The sequence below is a fragment of the Streptomyces lacrimifluminis genome (assembly GCF_014646095.1).
GTDB lineage: Bacteria > Actinomycetota > Actinomycetes > Streptomycetales > Streptomycetaceae > Streptomyces > Streptomyces lacrimifluminis.
Genome location: NZ_BMMU01000015.1, coordinates 114,415 through 128,272, shown reverse-complemented (window position 1 = coordinate 128,272; position 13,858 = coordinate 114,415). Strand labels below are relative to the sequence as shown.

Annotated in this window: 12 protein-coding genes; 8 read left to right on the top strand and 4 right to left on the bottom strand. The window is 70.0% G+C overall.

The features are described from left to right. Nucleotides 1–143: 143 nt before the first annotated feature. From IEY89_RS22625 to IEY89_RS22615, 3 genes are read right to left on the bottom strand one after another with little or no spacing between them, the layout of a single operon-like run. Nucleotides 144–812, bottom strand: a complete 669-nt coding sequence (locus IEY89_RS22625) for a DUF3618 domain-containing protein (RefSeq protein WP_189149298.1) — start codon at nucleotides 810–812, stop codon at nucleotides 144–146. Continuing rightward, complete coding sequence (locus IEY89_RS22620) at nucleotides 788–1,201, bottom strand: phage holin family protein (RefSeq protein WP_189149297.1); 414 nt, start codon at nucleotides 1,199–1,201, stop codon at nucleotides 788–790. The genes IEY89_RS22625 and IEY89_RS22620 overlap by 25 nt, the downstream gene beginning before the upstream one ends. A 1-nt stretch (nucleotide 1,202) precedes the next feature. Beyond that, a complete protein-coding gene (locus tag IEY89_RS22615; protein ID WP_189149296.1) occupies nucleotides 1,203–1,925 on the bottom strand; it encodes a hypothetical protein in 723 nt (240 codons plus the stop codon). 332 nt (nucleotides 1,926–2,257) lie between these two features. On the opposite strand from IEY89_RS22615, the gene IEY89_RS22610 reads away from it, so the two are divergent. The 7 genes from IEY89_RS22610 to IEY89_RS22580 all read left to right on the top strand — a co-directional run bounded on the left by IEY89_RS22610 (nucleotide 2,258) and on the right by IEY89_RS22580 (nucleotide 11,676). Then, the gene (locus tag IEY89_RS22610; RefSeq protein ID WP_189149295.1) at nucleotides 2,258–3,916 is read left to right on the top strand and encodes a catalase; all 1,659 of its coding nucleotides are present in this window, start codon (nucleotides 2,258–2,260) and stop codon (nucleotides 3,914–3,916) included. 166 nt (nucleotides 3,917–4,082) lie between these two features. Next, a complete protein-coding gene (locus IEY89_RS22605) occupies nucleotides 4,083–4,535 on the top strand; it encodes a DUF4383 domain-containing protein (RefSeq protein ID WP_189149294.1) in 453 nt (150 codons plus the stop codon). 5 nt (nucleotides 4,536–4,540) lie between these two features. Continuing rightward, nucleotides 4,541–5,005 carry a hypothetical protein gene (locus tag IEY89_RS22600; protein ID WP_189149293.1) on the top strand — a complete coding sequence of 155 codons (465 nt, stop codon included), beginning with the start codon at nucleotides 4,541–4,543 and terminating at the stop codon, nucleotides 5,003–5,005. 20 nt (nucleotides 5,006–5,025) lie between these two features. Beyond that, nucleotides 5,026–6,180: a zinc-dependent alcohol dehydrogenase gene (locus tag IEY89_RS22595; RefSeq protein WP_229695368.1), complete on the top strand. Its 1,155-nt coding sequence runs from the start codon at nucleotides 5,026–5,028 to the stop codon at nucleotides 6,178–6,180. Nucleotides 6,181–6,381: 201 nt separating this feature from the next. Then, nucleotides 6,382–7,569 carry a carboxylate-amine ligase gene (locus tag IEY89_RS22590; RefSeq protein WP_189149362.1) on the top strand — a complete coding sequence of 396 codons (1,188 nt, stop codon included), beginning with the start codon at nucleotides 6,382–6,384 and terminating at the stop codon, nucleotides 7,567–7,569. 127 nt (nucleotides 7,570–7,696) lie between these two features. Continuing rightward, nucleotides 7,697–9,481 (top strand): N-acetylglutaminylglutamine amidotransferase, encoded by a 1,785-nt coding sequence (locus IEY89_RS22585; protein WP_189149291.1) that lies wholly within the window; start codon nucleotides 7,697–7,699, stop codon nucleotides 9,479–9,481. Then, nucleotides 9,454–11,676 carry a prolyl oligopeptidase family serine peptidase gene (locus IEY89_RS22580; protein ID WP_189149290.1) on the top strand — a complete coding sequence of 741 codons (2,223 nt, stop codon included), beginning with the start codon at nucleotides 9,454–9,456 and terminating at the stop codon, nucleotides 11,674–11,676. The genes IEY89_RS22585 and IEY89_RS22580 overlap by 28 nt, the downstream gene beginning before the upstream one ends. An 85-nt stretch (nucleotides 11,677–11,761) precedes the next feature. Here the strand turns inward: IEY89_RS22580 and IEY89_RS22575 are convergent, their stop codons facing one another. Next, nucleotides 11,762–12,493 (bottom strand): DUF6250 domain-containing protein, encoded by a 732-nt coding sequence (locus IEY89_RS22575; RefSeq protein WP_189149289.1) that lies wholly within the window; start codon nucleotides 12,491–12,493, stop codon nucleotides 11,762–11,764. 266 nt (nucleotides 12,494–12,759) lie between these two features. On the opposite strand from IEY89_RS22575, the gene IEY89_RS22570 reads away from it, so the two are divergent. Beyond that, nucleotides 12,760–13,815, top strand: coding sequence for a LacI family DNA-binding transcriptional regulator (locus IEY89_RS22570; RefSeq protein ID WP_189149288.1), 1,056 nt, complete (start codon nucleotides 12,760–12,762; stop codon nucleotides 13,813–13,815). Nucleotides 13,816–13,858 lie beyond the last annotated feature (43 nt).

Below are 13,858 nucleotides of genomic sequence, written 5' to 3'. Positions count from 1 at the left end.
CCGCGGTCAGCGCCTTGAGCGGTACGCCCTGCTCGTTCTTGTTCCGGCCTCGCGGCGAGGTGCGGGCTTCGGCCCACCACCCGTCCGGGGGGTGGGCCGAAGGCCGTTCTTCTCAGGTGCCGACGGTAGGAGGGCCGCCCCGCTCAGGGCTGCTGCCGGGCCTCGTGGGTGATGTGCTGGCCCGACTCACGTGCCTGTTCGGCCGTACGCGCACCCTGGTCGCGGATCTCCTCCTGGGTGGTGCGGGCTGCCTCGGCGGCCGTGTCCTTGACCTCCCCAGTAGCCTTCTGCGCGATCTCCTTGGCCTCTTCCTTGAGGTGCTCGGCGGACTCCATGGCTGCCTTCTTGACCGGCTCCAGCGCCTCGCCACTGTGTTCCATGAGGCCGGAGGCCACCTCTTCCTCCGTCTGCGAGGCAGGCAGCAACGAGGACGCCAGAACCCCCACGCCGAAGGCGATCAGACCTGCGGTCAGCGGGCTTCCCTGGGTCTGGCGCACGGCCTGCTCGGGTGCCCGCCTGACGGCATCGCCCGCCTGACCTGCTGTTTCGCGCACAGTGTCGGTTGTGTGGGCGGCGCCCTCCCGCAGTGAGCCGGCCGCTGACTGGGCCTTGCCGCTGACTCCGTGGGCGGCCTGCGAACCGGTTCCCATGACCCGCTCACGCAGGCCCGTGACCGCGCCCTTGGCCCGTTCGGTACGGCGCTGCACCATGCGACGAGGACTGGTCCGGTCGGTCAGCTGGTCCACGTCCGCCGACAGCCGGCCCCGGGTGGCGTCGATCTCTGCCCTTATTTGGTCGGGTGACGTGCCCATTCTGCATTCTCCTTCATCGATTCGACGGTCTGCTCGGGCTTGGGCGAGACAGTGCGCATCCGAGTGCGGCCCCGCTGGTAGAGCACGGCTGCGACGACGCCCCACACCGCGGTGACGATCAGGGAGGCCCAGCCACCGTCCATGACATTGGCCAGACCGAGGACGGCCGCCAAGGACAGGAACAGCAGCACCATCCAGCCGGCCAACCCCGCGCCGCCGTACATACCGGCAGCCTTGCCGGCCTTGGTGGCCTCCTGCCGCACCTCGGCCTTGGCCAGCTCGATCTCCTGGCGGAACAGGGTCTGGAGGTCGGACGTCACCACCGACAGCAGCTCGCCCACCGACTGGTCCTGTCCGGGCTGCGCCGGGCTCGGGGGGAACGAGGACACCTCACACCTCCGGATAGGGCCGGTGCGGCGTCTCGGCCGGCGGGTCCACGGGCGAGGGCGGAGTCTGCGGTGCCCCGAAGGGCTCAGCCCCCGGCGCTGCCGTCGGAACGGGCGGCACCGGAGGAACCTCCTGCACGGAACCCGCCGGGAGCGGCGACCGGACCGGCCCGTCACCCGTACCGAGCTGCGAGGTGTCCCCGTAGCCACGTCGACCCGGCTGCGACGACTGTCCGGCCTTGCCTGACGCCTTGGCCAGCCGTCCGACCACCACACCGGCCACCAGGGCGCCTCCCAGGAACGCGCCGGGACGCCTGCGGGCGAAGTGCCGGAGGTCGGACAGCGCGCCGTCGACTCCCTGCTTCTCTAGATAGTCGGCGGCCCGGTGTCCGCTGTCGGACATCTGGGAGGCGAGGCTGCGGGCGGGTGAATCGCCCGGCGCGTTGTCAGCCAGGCCGCCTATGTCGTCGGACCACTGACGCAGCATTCCCGTCGCGCGCCTGGCCTGTTCCTCGACCTCGTTCACCGCTCGGCTGCGCAGTTCGCCGAAGGCCGCGCCGGCTTGCTGCCGTGCCTCCCCGGCCACGGCCCTGGTTTGCTCCGCGACGGTTCCCGTGACCTGGCCGGCGGCCTGCCTGGCCTGGTCGGCCGTGGTCGTGGCCTCGGACTTGGCCGTCTCGCCGGTTTGCCTGAGCCTCCCGGCCCGGTCTTCCTCGTACTCAGTCATTGCCACCCTCACCGGACTAGATCGTTGTCGAATGAGTTCCGTGAGACCGCTCGGCGGCGAACCGCCATGGTGTCCCGGACCCCTCGGTCATGCGTTCGCTCCACCTCCGAGTAACTGTTCGTCCGGCGCTGACACATGAATCCGGTCATTACTTTGAGTCACGGCATTGGTGTGCCACTGGTCGCGTCGAGGACCCCGGCAGCGCGGAGACTCGCTGCCGGACGACGTTCTGCATGAGATCAGCGATCGAGGTGACTCCGCGGTGCTCTCGGGTACCCGACAACCCCACCGCCTGCCGCGGCGGTGGGGACGACCCGAAGGAGCTCAGGATCATGACGGACGTATCCAGCACCGGCCCCGTTCCCGGTGACGACCGGAAGGTGCTCACCAACCGGCAGGGCCACCCGGTCCACGACAACCAGAACCAGCGCACGGTCGGCGCCAGGGGCCCCGCCACCCTGGAGAACTACCAGTTCCTGGAGAAGATCAGCCACTTCGACCGGGAGCGCATCCCGGAGCGTGTGGTGCACGCGCGCGGTGTCCTGGCGTACGGCTACTTCGAGGCGTACGGCAGCTGGGGCGACGAACCGATCAGCCGTTACACCCGCGCCAAGCTCTTCCAGGAGCACGGCAGGCGTACCGATCTGGCCGTCCGCTTCTCCACCGTGATCGGGGGCCGCGACTCCTCCGAGGCCGCACGTGACCCGCGGGGCTTCGCGGTGAAGTTCTACACGGAGGACGGCAACTGGGACCTGGTCGGCAACAACCTGGGTGTCTTCTTCATCCGTGACGCGATCAAGTTCCCGGACGTCATCCACGCCCTCAAGCCCGACCCGGTCACCTTCGAGCAGCAGCCGCGGCGCATCTTCGACTTCATGTCGCAGACGCCCGAGGCGATGCACATGCTGGTCAACCTGTTCAGCCCGCGCGGCATCCCCGCCGACTACCGCCACATGCAGGGCTTCGGCGTCAACACCTACAAGTGGGTCAACGACGAGGGCCGCACCGTACTGGTGAAGTACCACTGGATGCCCAAGCAGGGCGTACGCAGCATGACCGAGGAGGATGCCGCGAACGTCCAGGCCGAGACGCTCGGCCACGCGACCAAGGACCTCTACGAGTCGGTGGCGCGGGGCGACTACCCGGAGTGGGAACTCCTGGTGCAGATGATGGACGACTCCGATCACCCGGAGCTGGACTTCGACCCGCTGGACGACACCAAGACCTGGCCGGAGCAGCAGTTCCCGCCGCGACCGGTCGGCCGGATGGTGCTCGACCGTATGCCGGAGAACTTCTTCGCGGAGAACGAGCAGATCTCCTTCGGAACCGGTGTGCTCGTCGACGGACTGGACTTCTCCGACGACAAGATGCTGGTCGGCCGCACCTTCTCCTACAGCGACACCCAGCGCTACCGGGTCGGACCCAACTACCTCCAACTGCCCGTCAACCAGGCCAAGAACGCCGAAGTGCACACCAATCAGCGCGACGGCCTCATGGCATACCACCAGGACGGCGGAGGCGAGAACCCGAGCGTCAACTACGAACCGTCGATCACCGGCGGGCTGCGCGAGGGGCAATACCCCACGCACGACGAGCAGGGCCCCGAGATCCACGGCAGGCTGACGCGCAAGCGCATCCCCCGCACCAACGACTACGTCCAGGCAGGCCAGCGCTATCTGCTGATGCAACAGTGGGAGCGCGACGACCTGGTCAGGAACCTCACCGCCGCGCTCACGCAGTGTGACCGGCCGGTACAGGAGCGCATGGTGTGGCACTTCCTGCTCGCCGAGAACGACCTCGGCAACCGGATCGGCGAGGGCCTGGGCATCAGCGCGAAGGATGTGGCGGGCCTGGAGCCGCTGGCGAGCCAGGACCTGACCGACGAGGACCGCAAGCGGCTCGCCACCCTGGGCGAGAACCCGCCGCGTGACGTCGAGGGCCTCACCATGACCCACTGCGTACCCAACGAGCGGCACGTCGTGACCAGGTAGATCCCAGGGGGTCGGTCACGCTCGCCGCGATGGAGCAGACGGTGTCGGACAACTTCCGGACACCTGCCCGGAGTTGTCCGACACCGTCAGGGTTGCCTGCCGGTGCCGGGGTACTCGGCGCGCAACGGCGTCCACCGGGGTGCCCCGAGGGAAGGACCGGTCTCCCATGACCACGCATACCCGTGCGAGCACTTCTCGTTCTCCCGTACAGCAGGCCTCGTTGCTGGTGGGAGTGGTGTTCTTGCTGGTGGGGATCCTGGGATTCGTCCCAGGGGTCACCACGGACTACGACACGATGAAGTTCGCGTCGCACGAATCCGGCGCCCATCTGCTCGGGATCTTCCAGGTATCCGTCCTGCACAACCTGGTCCACCTGGCCTTCGGCGTGGCAGGGGTGGCCATGGCCCGCACCGCGTCCGGGGCGCGCACGTTCCTGCTGGCCGGCGGTGCCGTCTATCTGGTGCTCTGGCTGTACGGCCTGTTCGTCGGCCACGACAGCGCAGCCAACTTCGTACCGCTGAACACGGCTGACAACAGGCTGCACTTCGTCCTCGGTATCGGCATGATCGCCCTGGGCGCGCTGTTCACCCGCTCCAGCACCAAAACTGCCGGAAGGTGACCGCCATGGCTTCCAGGAAGTCCGTCTGGGTGGCCGCCGCGGGACTCGCCGGAGCAGCCGCCGTCGTACACCGGTCGCGGACACACGCGTCGGCGCCGACGAGCCCGGACCGCTGGCTGACGGTGACGGTCAACCGTGATCCCAGCGACGTACAGGCCGACAAACTGCCGTCACCCCTGCACGACTACGGAGATCGGATCGAGACCCGCATCAGTGCGGCGCCCGGAGACCGGGGCACGGAACTGGCCGTACGTCTCACGGAGCCGCAGCCGGTTGCCACGGAGTCCATGGCCGCTCGGCTCGCGGGTGCGGACCCGCGCCAGGACCTGCGCCTCGCTCTGCGTGAGGCCAAGGCCCTGCTGGAGACGGGCGAGGTCATGAGGCCCGACGCGCCCACCACACACAACACGCCCGGCGGCAGGCTCGTCGGGCTGCTGAGCCGACGAGCGGGTGGGGAGGGAGTGCTGTGAAGGCGCTGTGCTGGGAAGGCGTGAACAAGCTCGCGGTCGAAGAGGTGCCGGACCCCGTCCTGCACAACGACCAGGACGTGATCGTACGGGTGATCGCGGGCACCACCTGCGGCTCCGATCTCCATCTCATCGGCGGCTACATCCCCTTCATGAGGTCGGGGGACGTCATCGGCCACGAGTTCATCGGCGAAGTGGTGGAAGTGGGTACCGGTGTGCGCAGGCACGCCGTGGGGGACCGGGTGGTCGTCTCCTCGTTCGTCGGCTGCGGACGCTGCTGGTACTGCACCCACGACATGTGGTCGCTGTGCGACAACACCAACACCAATCCCGGGATCGGGCAGGCCCTCTTCGGGGCCGACACCGCGGGCATCTTCGGCTACTCGCACGCCATGGGCGGACTGCGTGGCAGCCACGCCGAGTACGTGCGCGTCCCGTACGCGGACTACGGGGCCTTCAAGGTGCCGGAGGGCGTCGACGACACGAGCGCGCTGTTCGTGTCGGACTCGGTGCCGACCGGCTGGATGGGCGCCGACCTGGCGGGCGTGAAGCCGGGGGACGTCGTCGCGGTCTGGGGCTGCGGAGCCGTCGGCCAGATGGCGGCCCGCGCCGCGATCCTGCTGGGTGCGGAACGGGTGATCTCCATCGACCGGATCCCGGAACGGCTGGAGATGACCGAGCGTCACATCGGCAGCGAGGTCATCGACTACACAGCGACCGACGTCGGTGCGGAACTGCGGGAACGCACCGGTGGCCGGGGACCGGACGTGTGCATCGAGGCGGTCGGGATGGAGGCGCACAGCGACAACACGCTGGTGCACGCCTACGACCAGGTGAAGCAGCGACTGCGGTTGCAGACGGACCGGCCCACCGCCGTCCGGCAGGCCATTCACGCCTGCCGCAAGGGCGGCACGGTGTTCGTCCTGGGCGTGTTCGCCGGCGCCGTCGACAAGTTCCCGCTGGGCGCGGTGATCAACAAGGGGCTGACCGTCCGGGGAGCACAGCAGCACGGACAGCGCTACATCCCGATGCTGCTCGACCGCCTGGCCGCCGGGGACCTGAGCACCGCGCACCTGGCGACCCACAGCGTGTCGCTGGACGAGGCACCGCGCGCCTACGACATGTTCAAACAGAAGACGGACGGCTGCGTCCGCGCGGTCATCCGCCCGAACGGCTGAGCCGGGACCCCGCTCCCTCCGTTCGCTGTACGAGATGCGCTCGTGCTCTCATCTGCGAGGATGGCAGGCCGAAGGTGCAATCCGAGCTTACATACCGGTGTCCGGGGAACTCGGTGCTTGTCACACCCGTCGCATCCTCCTGATGAGTGACAGCACTCCCGGGACGGAAGGCATTGATGCCCTCAAGGAGTGACCGTGAGCATGTGCATCGGAGTGGAAGAAGAGTTCCACGTGCTGGAGGTGGAGAGCGGTCTGCTCGTGCCGCGCGCCCATCAGGTCCTGCGCCGGCTCCCTGAGCGGACCTTCACCAGCGAACTGCACCAGTCGATCGTGGAGTCGAACAGCGGAGTGCACGCATCGCTGCACGACCTGTACACCGATCTCGCCGGCACGAGGCGGCGGCTCGACGCGGCTGCCGCCTCGCTGGGGCTCGCCGCAGTGGCCGCGGGTACGGCGCCGCTCGCCCCCGCCGTCTCCGGGCCTCCCACCGAGGACGCGCGCTACCACCACATGGTCGAGGAATACCGCCAGGTCGCCGATGAACAGCTGATCTGCGGCGCCCAGGTCCACGTGGACGTCCCCGACCGCGACACGGCGGTACGGGTGATGTGCGAGGTCTCGCCCTGGCTGCCCGTGCTCCTGGCGCTGTCCGCCAGCTCACCGTTCTGGCAGGGCTCCGACACCGGCTACGCCAGCTGGCGCACCATGCTCTGGCAGCGCTGGCCCACCGCCGGCCCGATCGGCTGCTTCCCGAGCGCGACCGAGTACGACGCCGCAGTGCGCGATCTGGTCCGGGCCGGGATCATCACCGACGCCGGGATGATCTACTACGACATTCGTCCCTCCGACCATCTGCCGACCCTGGAACTGCGGATCTGCGACGCCTGCCCGCGCACGGAGACCGTCGTGCTCATCGCCGGACTGTTCCGCGCCCTGGTGACCGAGGCCCTCGACCGGCTGGGGCAGGACGACGCGCCGCCCTGCCAGGGCCGGCACGAGTGGCTGCGCGGCGCCGCCTGGCGGGCCGCCCGATCCGGCCTGGAGGGCACCCTCGTGGACCCCGGGACGCACAAGGACGCGCCCGCGCCGCAGGTCGTCCGCAAGCTGCTCGCCCGACTGCGCCCCGCGCTCGAGACCCACGGCGACTGGCGTACCGTCAGGGCGCTGACGGACGAGGCCCTCGCCGAGGGCAGTGCCGCCGAGCGCATCCGCCGTACGGCGCGGGAAGAGGACCTGCTGGCCTGTGTCGACCTGCTGATCGCCGAGACCCGTGGCGAACGCAGGAACCGCAGGTCGACCTCGCTCGGCCGCGTCAACCTGCCGTACGCCGACGCGGACGCGACAGGCCCGCCGTTCGGCTCCGGCGCGCCGGAGGCCATCGGCCGCTGACGTGACCGGGTGCGGCAGCGCGGCTGTACGACGTTCCGTCCCCCACCCACCTGTTCAGGAGATGTTTCGTCATGCTCCGAAGACACGCCCTCGTCCGTGACGGTGCGCGGAACCGGGGAGGCAGGCCATGTGCGGTCTGAGCGGGGAGATCCGCTTCGACGGCCTGCGACCCGACCTCGCCGCCGTCGAGCGCATGAGTGACCGCCTTGCGGCCCGTGGCCCCGACGGACAGGGCACGTGGACCCGGGGCGCGGTCGCGCTGGGGCATCGACGGCTGAAGATCATCGATCTGTCGGAGTTCGGGGCACAGCCGATGACCGATGCCCGGGGCCGGCTCACCGGTGTCTTCAACGGCTGCGTGTACAACTACCGGGAACTGCGCGAAGAGCTTCAGGAGCTGGGCCATCACTTCGAGTCGACGTCCGACACCGAGGTGGTACTGAAGGGCTACCAGCAGTGGGGAACCGCCTGCGTCGAGCGCTTCTACGGCATGTTCGCCTTCGCCCTGGTCGAGCACCGCACCGGGCGGGTGGTACTGGGCCGTGACCGACTCGGGATCAAGCCCCTGTATCTGGCGCGGACGCCCGGCCGGCTGCGGTTCGCCTCCACGCTGCCGGCCCTTCTCGCCGCCGGGGACGTCGACACCTCCCTCGATCCGGCGGCCGTCCACCAGTACCTGAGCTGGCACGCCACAGTGGCGGCGCCGCGCACGGTCCTCAACGGCGTTCGCAAGCTCCCGCCGGCCACCGTGCGCGTGGTCGAGCCGGACGGCACCCAGCGCGACCACTGCTACTGGCAGCCGTCCTACACACGCCGGCCCGAGTACGCCGCCATGGCCCCGGCCGAATGGCGCGACGCGGTGCTGGAGGCGCTGCGTACCGGCGTACGCCGTCGGATGGTCGCCGACGTACCGGTGGGTGTCCTGCTCTCCGGCGGACTGGACTCGAGCCTGGTCGTCGCGCTGCTGGCCGACGAGGGCCAGCGTGACCTGCGGACGTTCAGCGTGGGGTTCGAGGCGGAAGGGGGAGAGGAGGGGGACGAGTTCGGGTACTCGGACCGGGTTGCCCGGGAGTTCCGCACCGACCACCACCGGATGATGATCCCCTCCGGTCGTGTGTCGGCGGCCCTGGACGGGGCCGTCGCGGCGATGAGCGAGCCCATGACCAGCCATGACGCGGTCGCCTTCTACCTGCTGTCCGAGCAGGTGGCGAAGGAGGTGAAGGTGGTGCAGAGCGGCCAGGGCGCGGACGAGGTGTTCGCCGGCTACCACTGGTACCCGGAGCTGGCCGAGGTCACCCGTGAGGAGGAGCCGGCCCGGTATGCGCAGACGTACTTCGACCGGTCCCATGCCGACCTCACCCGCATCCTGCAGCCCCACATGCTGCCCGACGACGACGTCTCGGGCGGTTTCGTCGAGGACCACATGGCCGTACCCGGGGCGGAGACGGCCCTGGACGCGGCCCTCCGGCTGGACACCCACGTCATGCTCGTCGACGACCCCGTCAAGCGCGTCGACAACATGACCATGGCCTGGGGCCTGGAGGCCAGGGTGCCGTTCCTCGACCACGAACTGGTGGAACTGGCCGCTGCCTGCCCGCCGGAGCTCAAACTGGCCGACGGAGGCAAGGGCGTACTGAAGGAGGCCGGCCGGAAGCTGCTGCCCCGGGAGATCGTCGACCGGCCCAAGGGCTACTTCCCCGTCCCGGCCATCAAGCACATGGCGGGCCCCGTCCTGGACCGGGTGCGGGAGGCGCTCGAAGCACCCGAGGCGAGGAAGCGCGGCGTGTTCCAGGAGTCGTACGTGGCCGAACTCCTGGCGGCGCCCGACGAGCACCGGACCAAGCGCGGAGCCAACGCCCTGTGGCAGGTGGCTCTGCTGGAGACATGGCTGCAGACGCACGGGATCAAGTGACCGACGAGGCGGGCACGCGGACGCCGGAGGCGGTGGTGGCGGCGACCGTCCGGCCGTCGGCTCCGACCCGCCCCGGAGCACCCGGCCTCGCAGCACCGGCTCCGCAGTCGCCGGACGCGTCCGACCCTGTCTGCGCCGCCGCCCCCGTCCCGGTGTCGTTGCCCGGGGCGGGAGGCCCGCGGGACGCCGTGACCCGGCTGCACGCGCACGGCTGCTGGTATCCCTCCGCCACCGCCGACGGCACCGAGGCGGCCTTCATCTGCGACCGCGGCGGTGTCCCGCAGTTGTGGGCCGGGCCGGTGGACGGTGACGAGGTGCGGCTGCTCGACTCCTCCCCGGATCCCGTCAAGGAGGTGGCCTGGTCACCGGACGGCCGCTGGATCGCGTACACCACCGCACCCGGCGGCGGCGAGCACACGCGTGTGCTCTGTGTACGGCCCGACGGCACCGGCCGCCGCATCCTGGCCGGAGCCGACGCCGGAAGCTCCGCCTATCTGGGGTGCTGGACGCACGACGGGAGGGCCGTCGCCGTCACCGCGACCGCCCACCCGCACCTGGAGGGCATGAGACACGGTTCGACGGACCTGGAGCCCACCGGTGCCCCGCTCTCACCCGACTGGGCCGACCGGGACGGCCGCGCGACACTCCTGGGCGGATCCTGGTACGCCTCCGGGCAACGGACGGCACCGGCGCCGGTCGACCTCAGGGCACCGGAGGCGCCGGCTGTCCGGCCAGGCGGCGGGCTGTCGGCGTACCTGATCGACCCCGACGGTCTGGCCTCTCCGGTGCTTCTCGCCACGGAGACGCAGGCCGCCACCCTGCGCGTGTGCGACCTCAGCCGCGACGGAACGCTCGCCCTGCTGCGCCGGGGGCCGCGCGGACGACGCGAGGCGGTCGTACGGCGCACGGTCGACTCGGCGACCACGTGCACGGTGCCGGTCGCCGACGGTGATCCGTGGATCGGCCGGTTCTCCCCGGACAGGCTGACCCTCTGGCTGCGCAGTGACGTCGACCGCGAGTACGCGGCACTGTTCTCGGTGGCTCTCGACACCGACGGCAAGCCGCGCGAGAGGTCGGTCGTGGCACAGCGCGAGGACCAGGAACTGGAACTGCTGGCGATGGCCCACGACGGCAGCACGGCCGTGCTGGTGTGGAACGCGCAGGGCGCCGGGGAACTCGAACTCGTCGAGACCTCCCCGGAGCCCTGCGCCCCGGACAGCGCGGGGCCGGCGAGGCCCGTCTCCGTGCCGCACGAGGTGGTCACGCGGGTGGTGGCCGCCGGCCCGGGCCGCATGCTGCTCGCGCTGTCCGGCTCACGACGCCGCCCGGGCGTGTGGTGGGCCCACGAGGGGGTCTCCCTGCTGCGCACCCCGTGGTCCTCCCGTGACGAGGACGCCGTTCTGCCGGGCCGCCCTCCCGTGCGCCCCGTCCCCCTGCGCCTCGCGGCACGGGACGGGCTGCCCTTGAGCGGCTGGTACTACAGGGCGCCGGGACGCGCCCTGGGCCAACCGGCCCCCTGTGTGATCCACCTGCACGGCGGCCCCGAGGAACAGGAACGCCCCGTCTTCAACCCGCTGTACCACGAACTGCTCGGACGCGGGCTGGACGTCTTCGCCCCCGACGTCCGCGGCTCCTCGGGACACGGCAGGTCCTTCGTCGACGCGGACCTGGGCACCGGCCGCTTCGCCGCCCTGGACGACGTCGCGGACTGCGCCGCCCACGCGGTGGCGGCGGGGCCCGCCGATCCGACCCGACTGGCCGTCATGGGGCGCTCGTACGGTGGCTATCTGACCTTCGCCTCCCTCGTGCGGCATGCGGACCTGTTCCGCACCGGGGTCGCCGTCTGCGGCATGTCCGACCTCCTGACCTTCTTCGCCGGTACGGAGCCATGGATCGCGGAGTCCGCGGTACACAAGTACGGCCATCCCGAGCTCGACCGCGCACTGCTGCACGCCCTTTCCCCGATGAGCCGCATCGACGCGCTGCGGGTCCCGCTGCTCGCCGTCCACGGCGAACACGACACGAATGTGCCGCCGGAGGAGTCGGAGCAGTTCGTACGGGCGGCCCGGGAACGCGGCATCCCCGCCGAACTCCTCACCCTGCGCGACGAGGGCCACGACTTCCTGCGCGCGGACAACCGGCGACTGTTCCGCCGGGCCGCCGCCGACTGGCTCGAACGACACCTCGGCGGCTGATCGGCTCCGCCTCCCCTCATTCGGGCCACCGTTGGGTCAACCGGGCCAGGCGCACCGGCTCGACAGGGCGTCTCCGCGCGACAACTCAGCCACGGTGACCGCCTTGGAGTCGCCAGACGCGGAAGTCGCTGATGTGGAAGTGACTCCAGGTGGTGCGGAAGGCGAACCAGCCGCTGGTGTACGGGTCCTCGTCGGTGTAGTCGAAGACGAGCTCGCCGTTGTCCCAGTACTGGATGTGTGTGCCGTCGGAGACCAGCCGGATACGGTTCGGCTCGTTCGCGGTGAGCAGCGGCGAGGTGTAGTCGTGGATCAGCGGCCGGGAGCCCGGCACGCCGACGTAACGGCGAAGCCGGGTGGTGGTGTTGGAGTTGGCGCCGAGGCCCGCGTAGTACGTGGTGAGCTGGTCGTAGTCGGCCAGGGCGCCGCTGCGGCTCGTGGCGAACAGGTTCCCCGGGTTTCGCGGATCCTTGGCGTTCCAGAAGGAGTTGAGGTCGCTGACCCGGTCGTTGGCGCCGCCCGCCGAGACCGGGGTCGCCGTGAAGTGGATCTCGTACCGGCCCGCGAACGGCCGCTTGAACCACACCGAGGCACCGGCGGGCACGTCGACGTCCAGCACTCCGTGCTTCGCCGTGACGCTGCCGCCGTTCTCCAATTCGGCCGACCACTGGCCGGTGCCGTGCCGGAAGTCGTCGCGAGCCAGCAACTGGCGGTGGGGGTAGGGGCCTTGACCATGCGGTGTGGCGGCGGCACCGGTGGACAGGGCGCTGGTGAGCGCGGCTGCGAGACTCACGACGACGGTGGCCCAGGTGTGGCGCATCGGAGGATCCCATTCTGTGGACGGCCAGAAGCGTACGAAAACCAAGTCTTCGAATCAGTAGATGCCACAAAGGAGAAAAGAAGCGTTCACGATCAAGCCGATGTGCCATTGCATCCCGCGTGGGAAGTGTCGTTCGGGAAGCGGACAGGATCTCCATCGCCTGCTCAGAAGGTCGTGACTCCCGGAGGCGGCGGAGGACGCGGCCTCGACAGTGAGGGATGTCAGAATGACCGCTTCACTGGGCTAGGGGATGGGGACCGACCATCGTGCCGGACAGCCGATCAGACACACCTTCCAGGGACGAGACGGAAGAGCGGAGCACGAGCGGTGAAGGACCGGCGGCGGTCACCATCGCGTACATCGCCGAGTCCGCCGGCGTCTCGGTGCCCACCGTGTCGAAGGTGCTCAACGGCCGGTCGGGGGTGTCGGACGGGACACGGGCCCGCGTCGAGGAGTTGATCCACCGGTACGGCTACCGCAAGCCCCCGAAGAACCGCAGCAAGCTCGTGGAGCTGGTCTTCCGTGAGATGGAGAGCATGTGGGCCGTGGAGATCATCCGCGGCGTCGAACGGGTGGCCAGGAGGAACAGGGTCGGTGTCCTGGTGTCGGAGTTCGGTCTCCAGGACACTCCGACCAGGACCATCGACGACACCGTGGAACGGCGTCCGCAGTGCGTCCTGTCGGTGGCCCGGCTGTCGGAGGAGGAGCGGGCCCAACTGAAGGCGAAGGGCATCCCGTTCGTCGTCTTCGACCCGAACGAGGAGCTCCCCGACGACGTGCCGTTCGTGGGTGCCACCAACTGGCGGGGCGGCCAGGCCGCGACCCGGCACCTCGTCGGGCTGGGGCACCGGCGCATCGCCATGATCAGCGGTCCTGATCATCCTTTCTGTCTCGCGCGGTTGGCGGGCTACACCTCCGCACTCACGGAAGCCGGCCTGCCGGTGGATCCTGACCTGGTGGTCAAGACCCTCCTCACCCGCGAGGACGGCTGCACGGCGGCACTCGACCTGCTCTCCCGGCCCGAGCGTCCCACCGCAGTCTTCACCGCCAACGACATGCAGGCCATGGGCGTCTACCAGGCAGCGCGCGAGCTCAGGTTGCGCATCCCGCAGGACCTGAGCGTGGTGGGCTACGACGACGTACCGGCTGTCGCCTGGGTGGACCCGCCCCTGACCACCGTCCATCAGCCCCTGGCGGAGATGGCGGTGGCCGCCACCGAACTGGCACTGGCCCTGGGCCGCGGCGAGGACGTGTCCCAGGTGGGGGTGGAGATCGCCACCACTCTCACCATCCGCGAGAGCACGGCTCCACCGAAGAGCTGAGCGGACCCGGGGAGAACCCCGGGTGCCGGGTCGGGCACCCGGG

What these genes read in the sequence shown, in the direction of transcription:
- IEY89_RS22590 (WP_189149362.1), top strand. Translation starts at nt 6,382, where the DNA reads ATGTGCATCGGAGTGGAAGAAGAGTTCCACGTGCTGGAGGTGGAGAGC.
- IEY89_RS22600 (WP_189149293.1), top strand. Translation starts at nt 4,541, where the DNA reads ATGGCTTCCAGGAAGTCCGTCTGGGTGGCCGCCGCGGGACTCGCCGGA.
- IEY89_RS22625 (WP_189149298.1), bottom strand. Translation starts at nt 812, where the DNA reads ATGGGCACGTCACCCGACCAAATAAGGGCAGAGATCGACGCCACCCGG.
- IEY89_RS22615 (WP_189149296.1), bottom strand. Translation starts at nt 1,925, where the DNA reads ATGACTGAGTACGAGGAAGACCGGGCCGGGAGGCTCAGGCAAACCGGC.
- IEY89_RS22575 (WP_189149289.1), bottom strand. Translation starts at nt 12,493, where the DNA reads ATGCGCCACACCTGGGCCACCGTCGTCGTGAGTCTCGCAGCCGCGCTC.
- IEY89_RS22585 (WP_189149291.1), top strand. Translation starts at nt 7,697, where the DNA reads ATGTGCGGTCTGAGCGGGGAGATCCGCTTCGACGGCCTGCGACCCGAC.
- IEY89_RS22610 (WP_189149295.1), top strand. Translation starts at nt 2,258, where the DNA reads ATGACGGACGTATCCAGCACCGGCCCCGTTCCCGGTGACGACCGGAAG.
- IEY89_RS22580 (WP_189149290.1), top strand. Translation starts at nt 9,454, where the DNA reads ATGGCTGCAGACGCACGGGATCAAGTGACCGACGAGGCGGGCACGCGG.
- IEY89_RS22605 (WP_189149294.1), top strand. Translation starts at nt 4,083, where the DNA reads ATGACCACGCATACCCGTGCGAGCACTTCTCGTTCTCCCGTACAGCAG.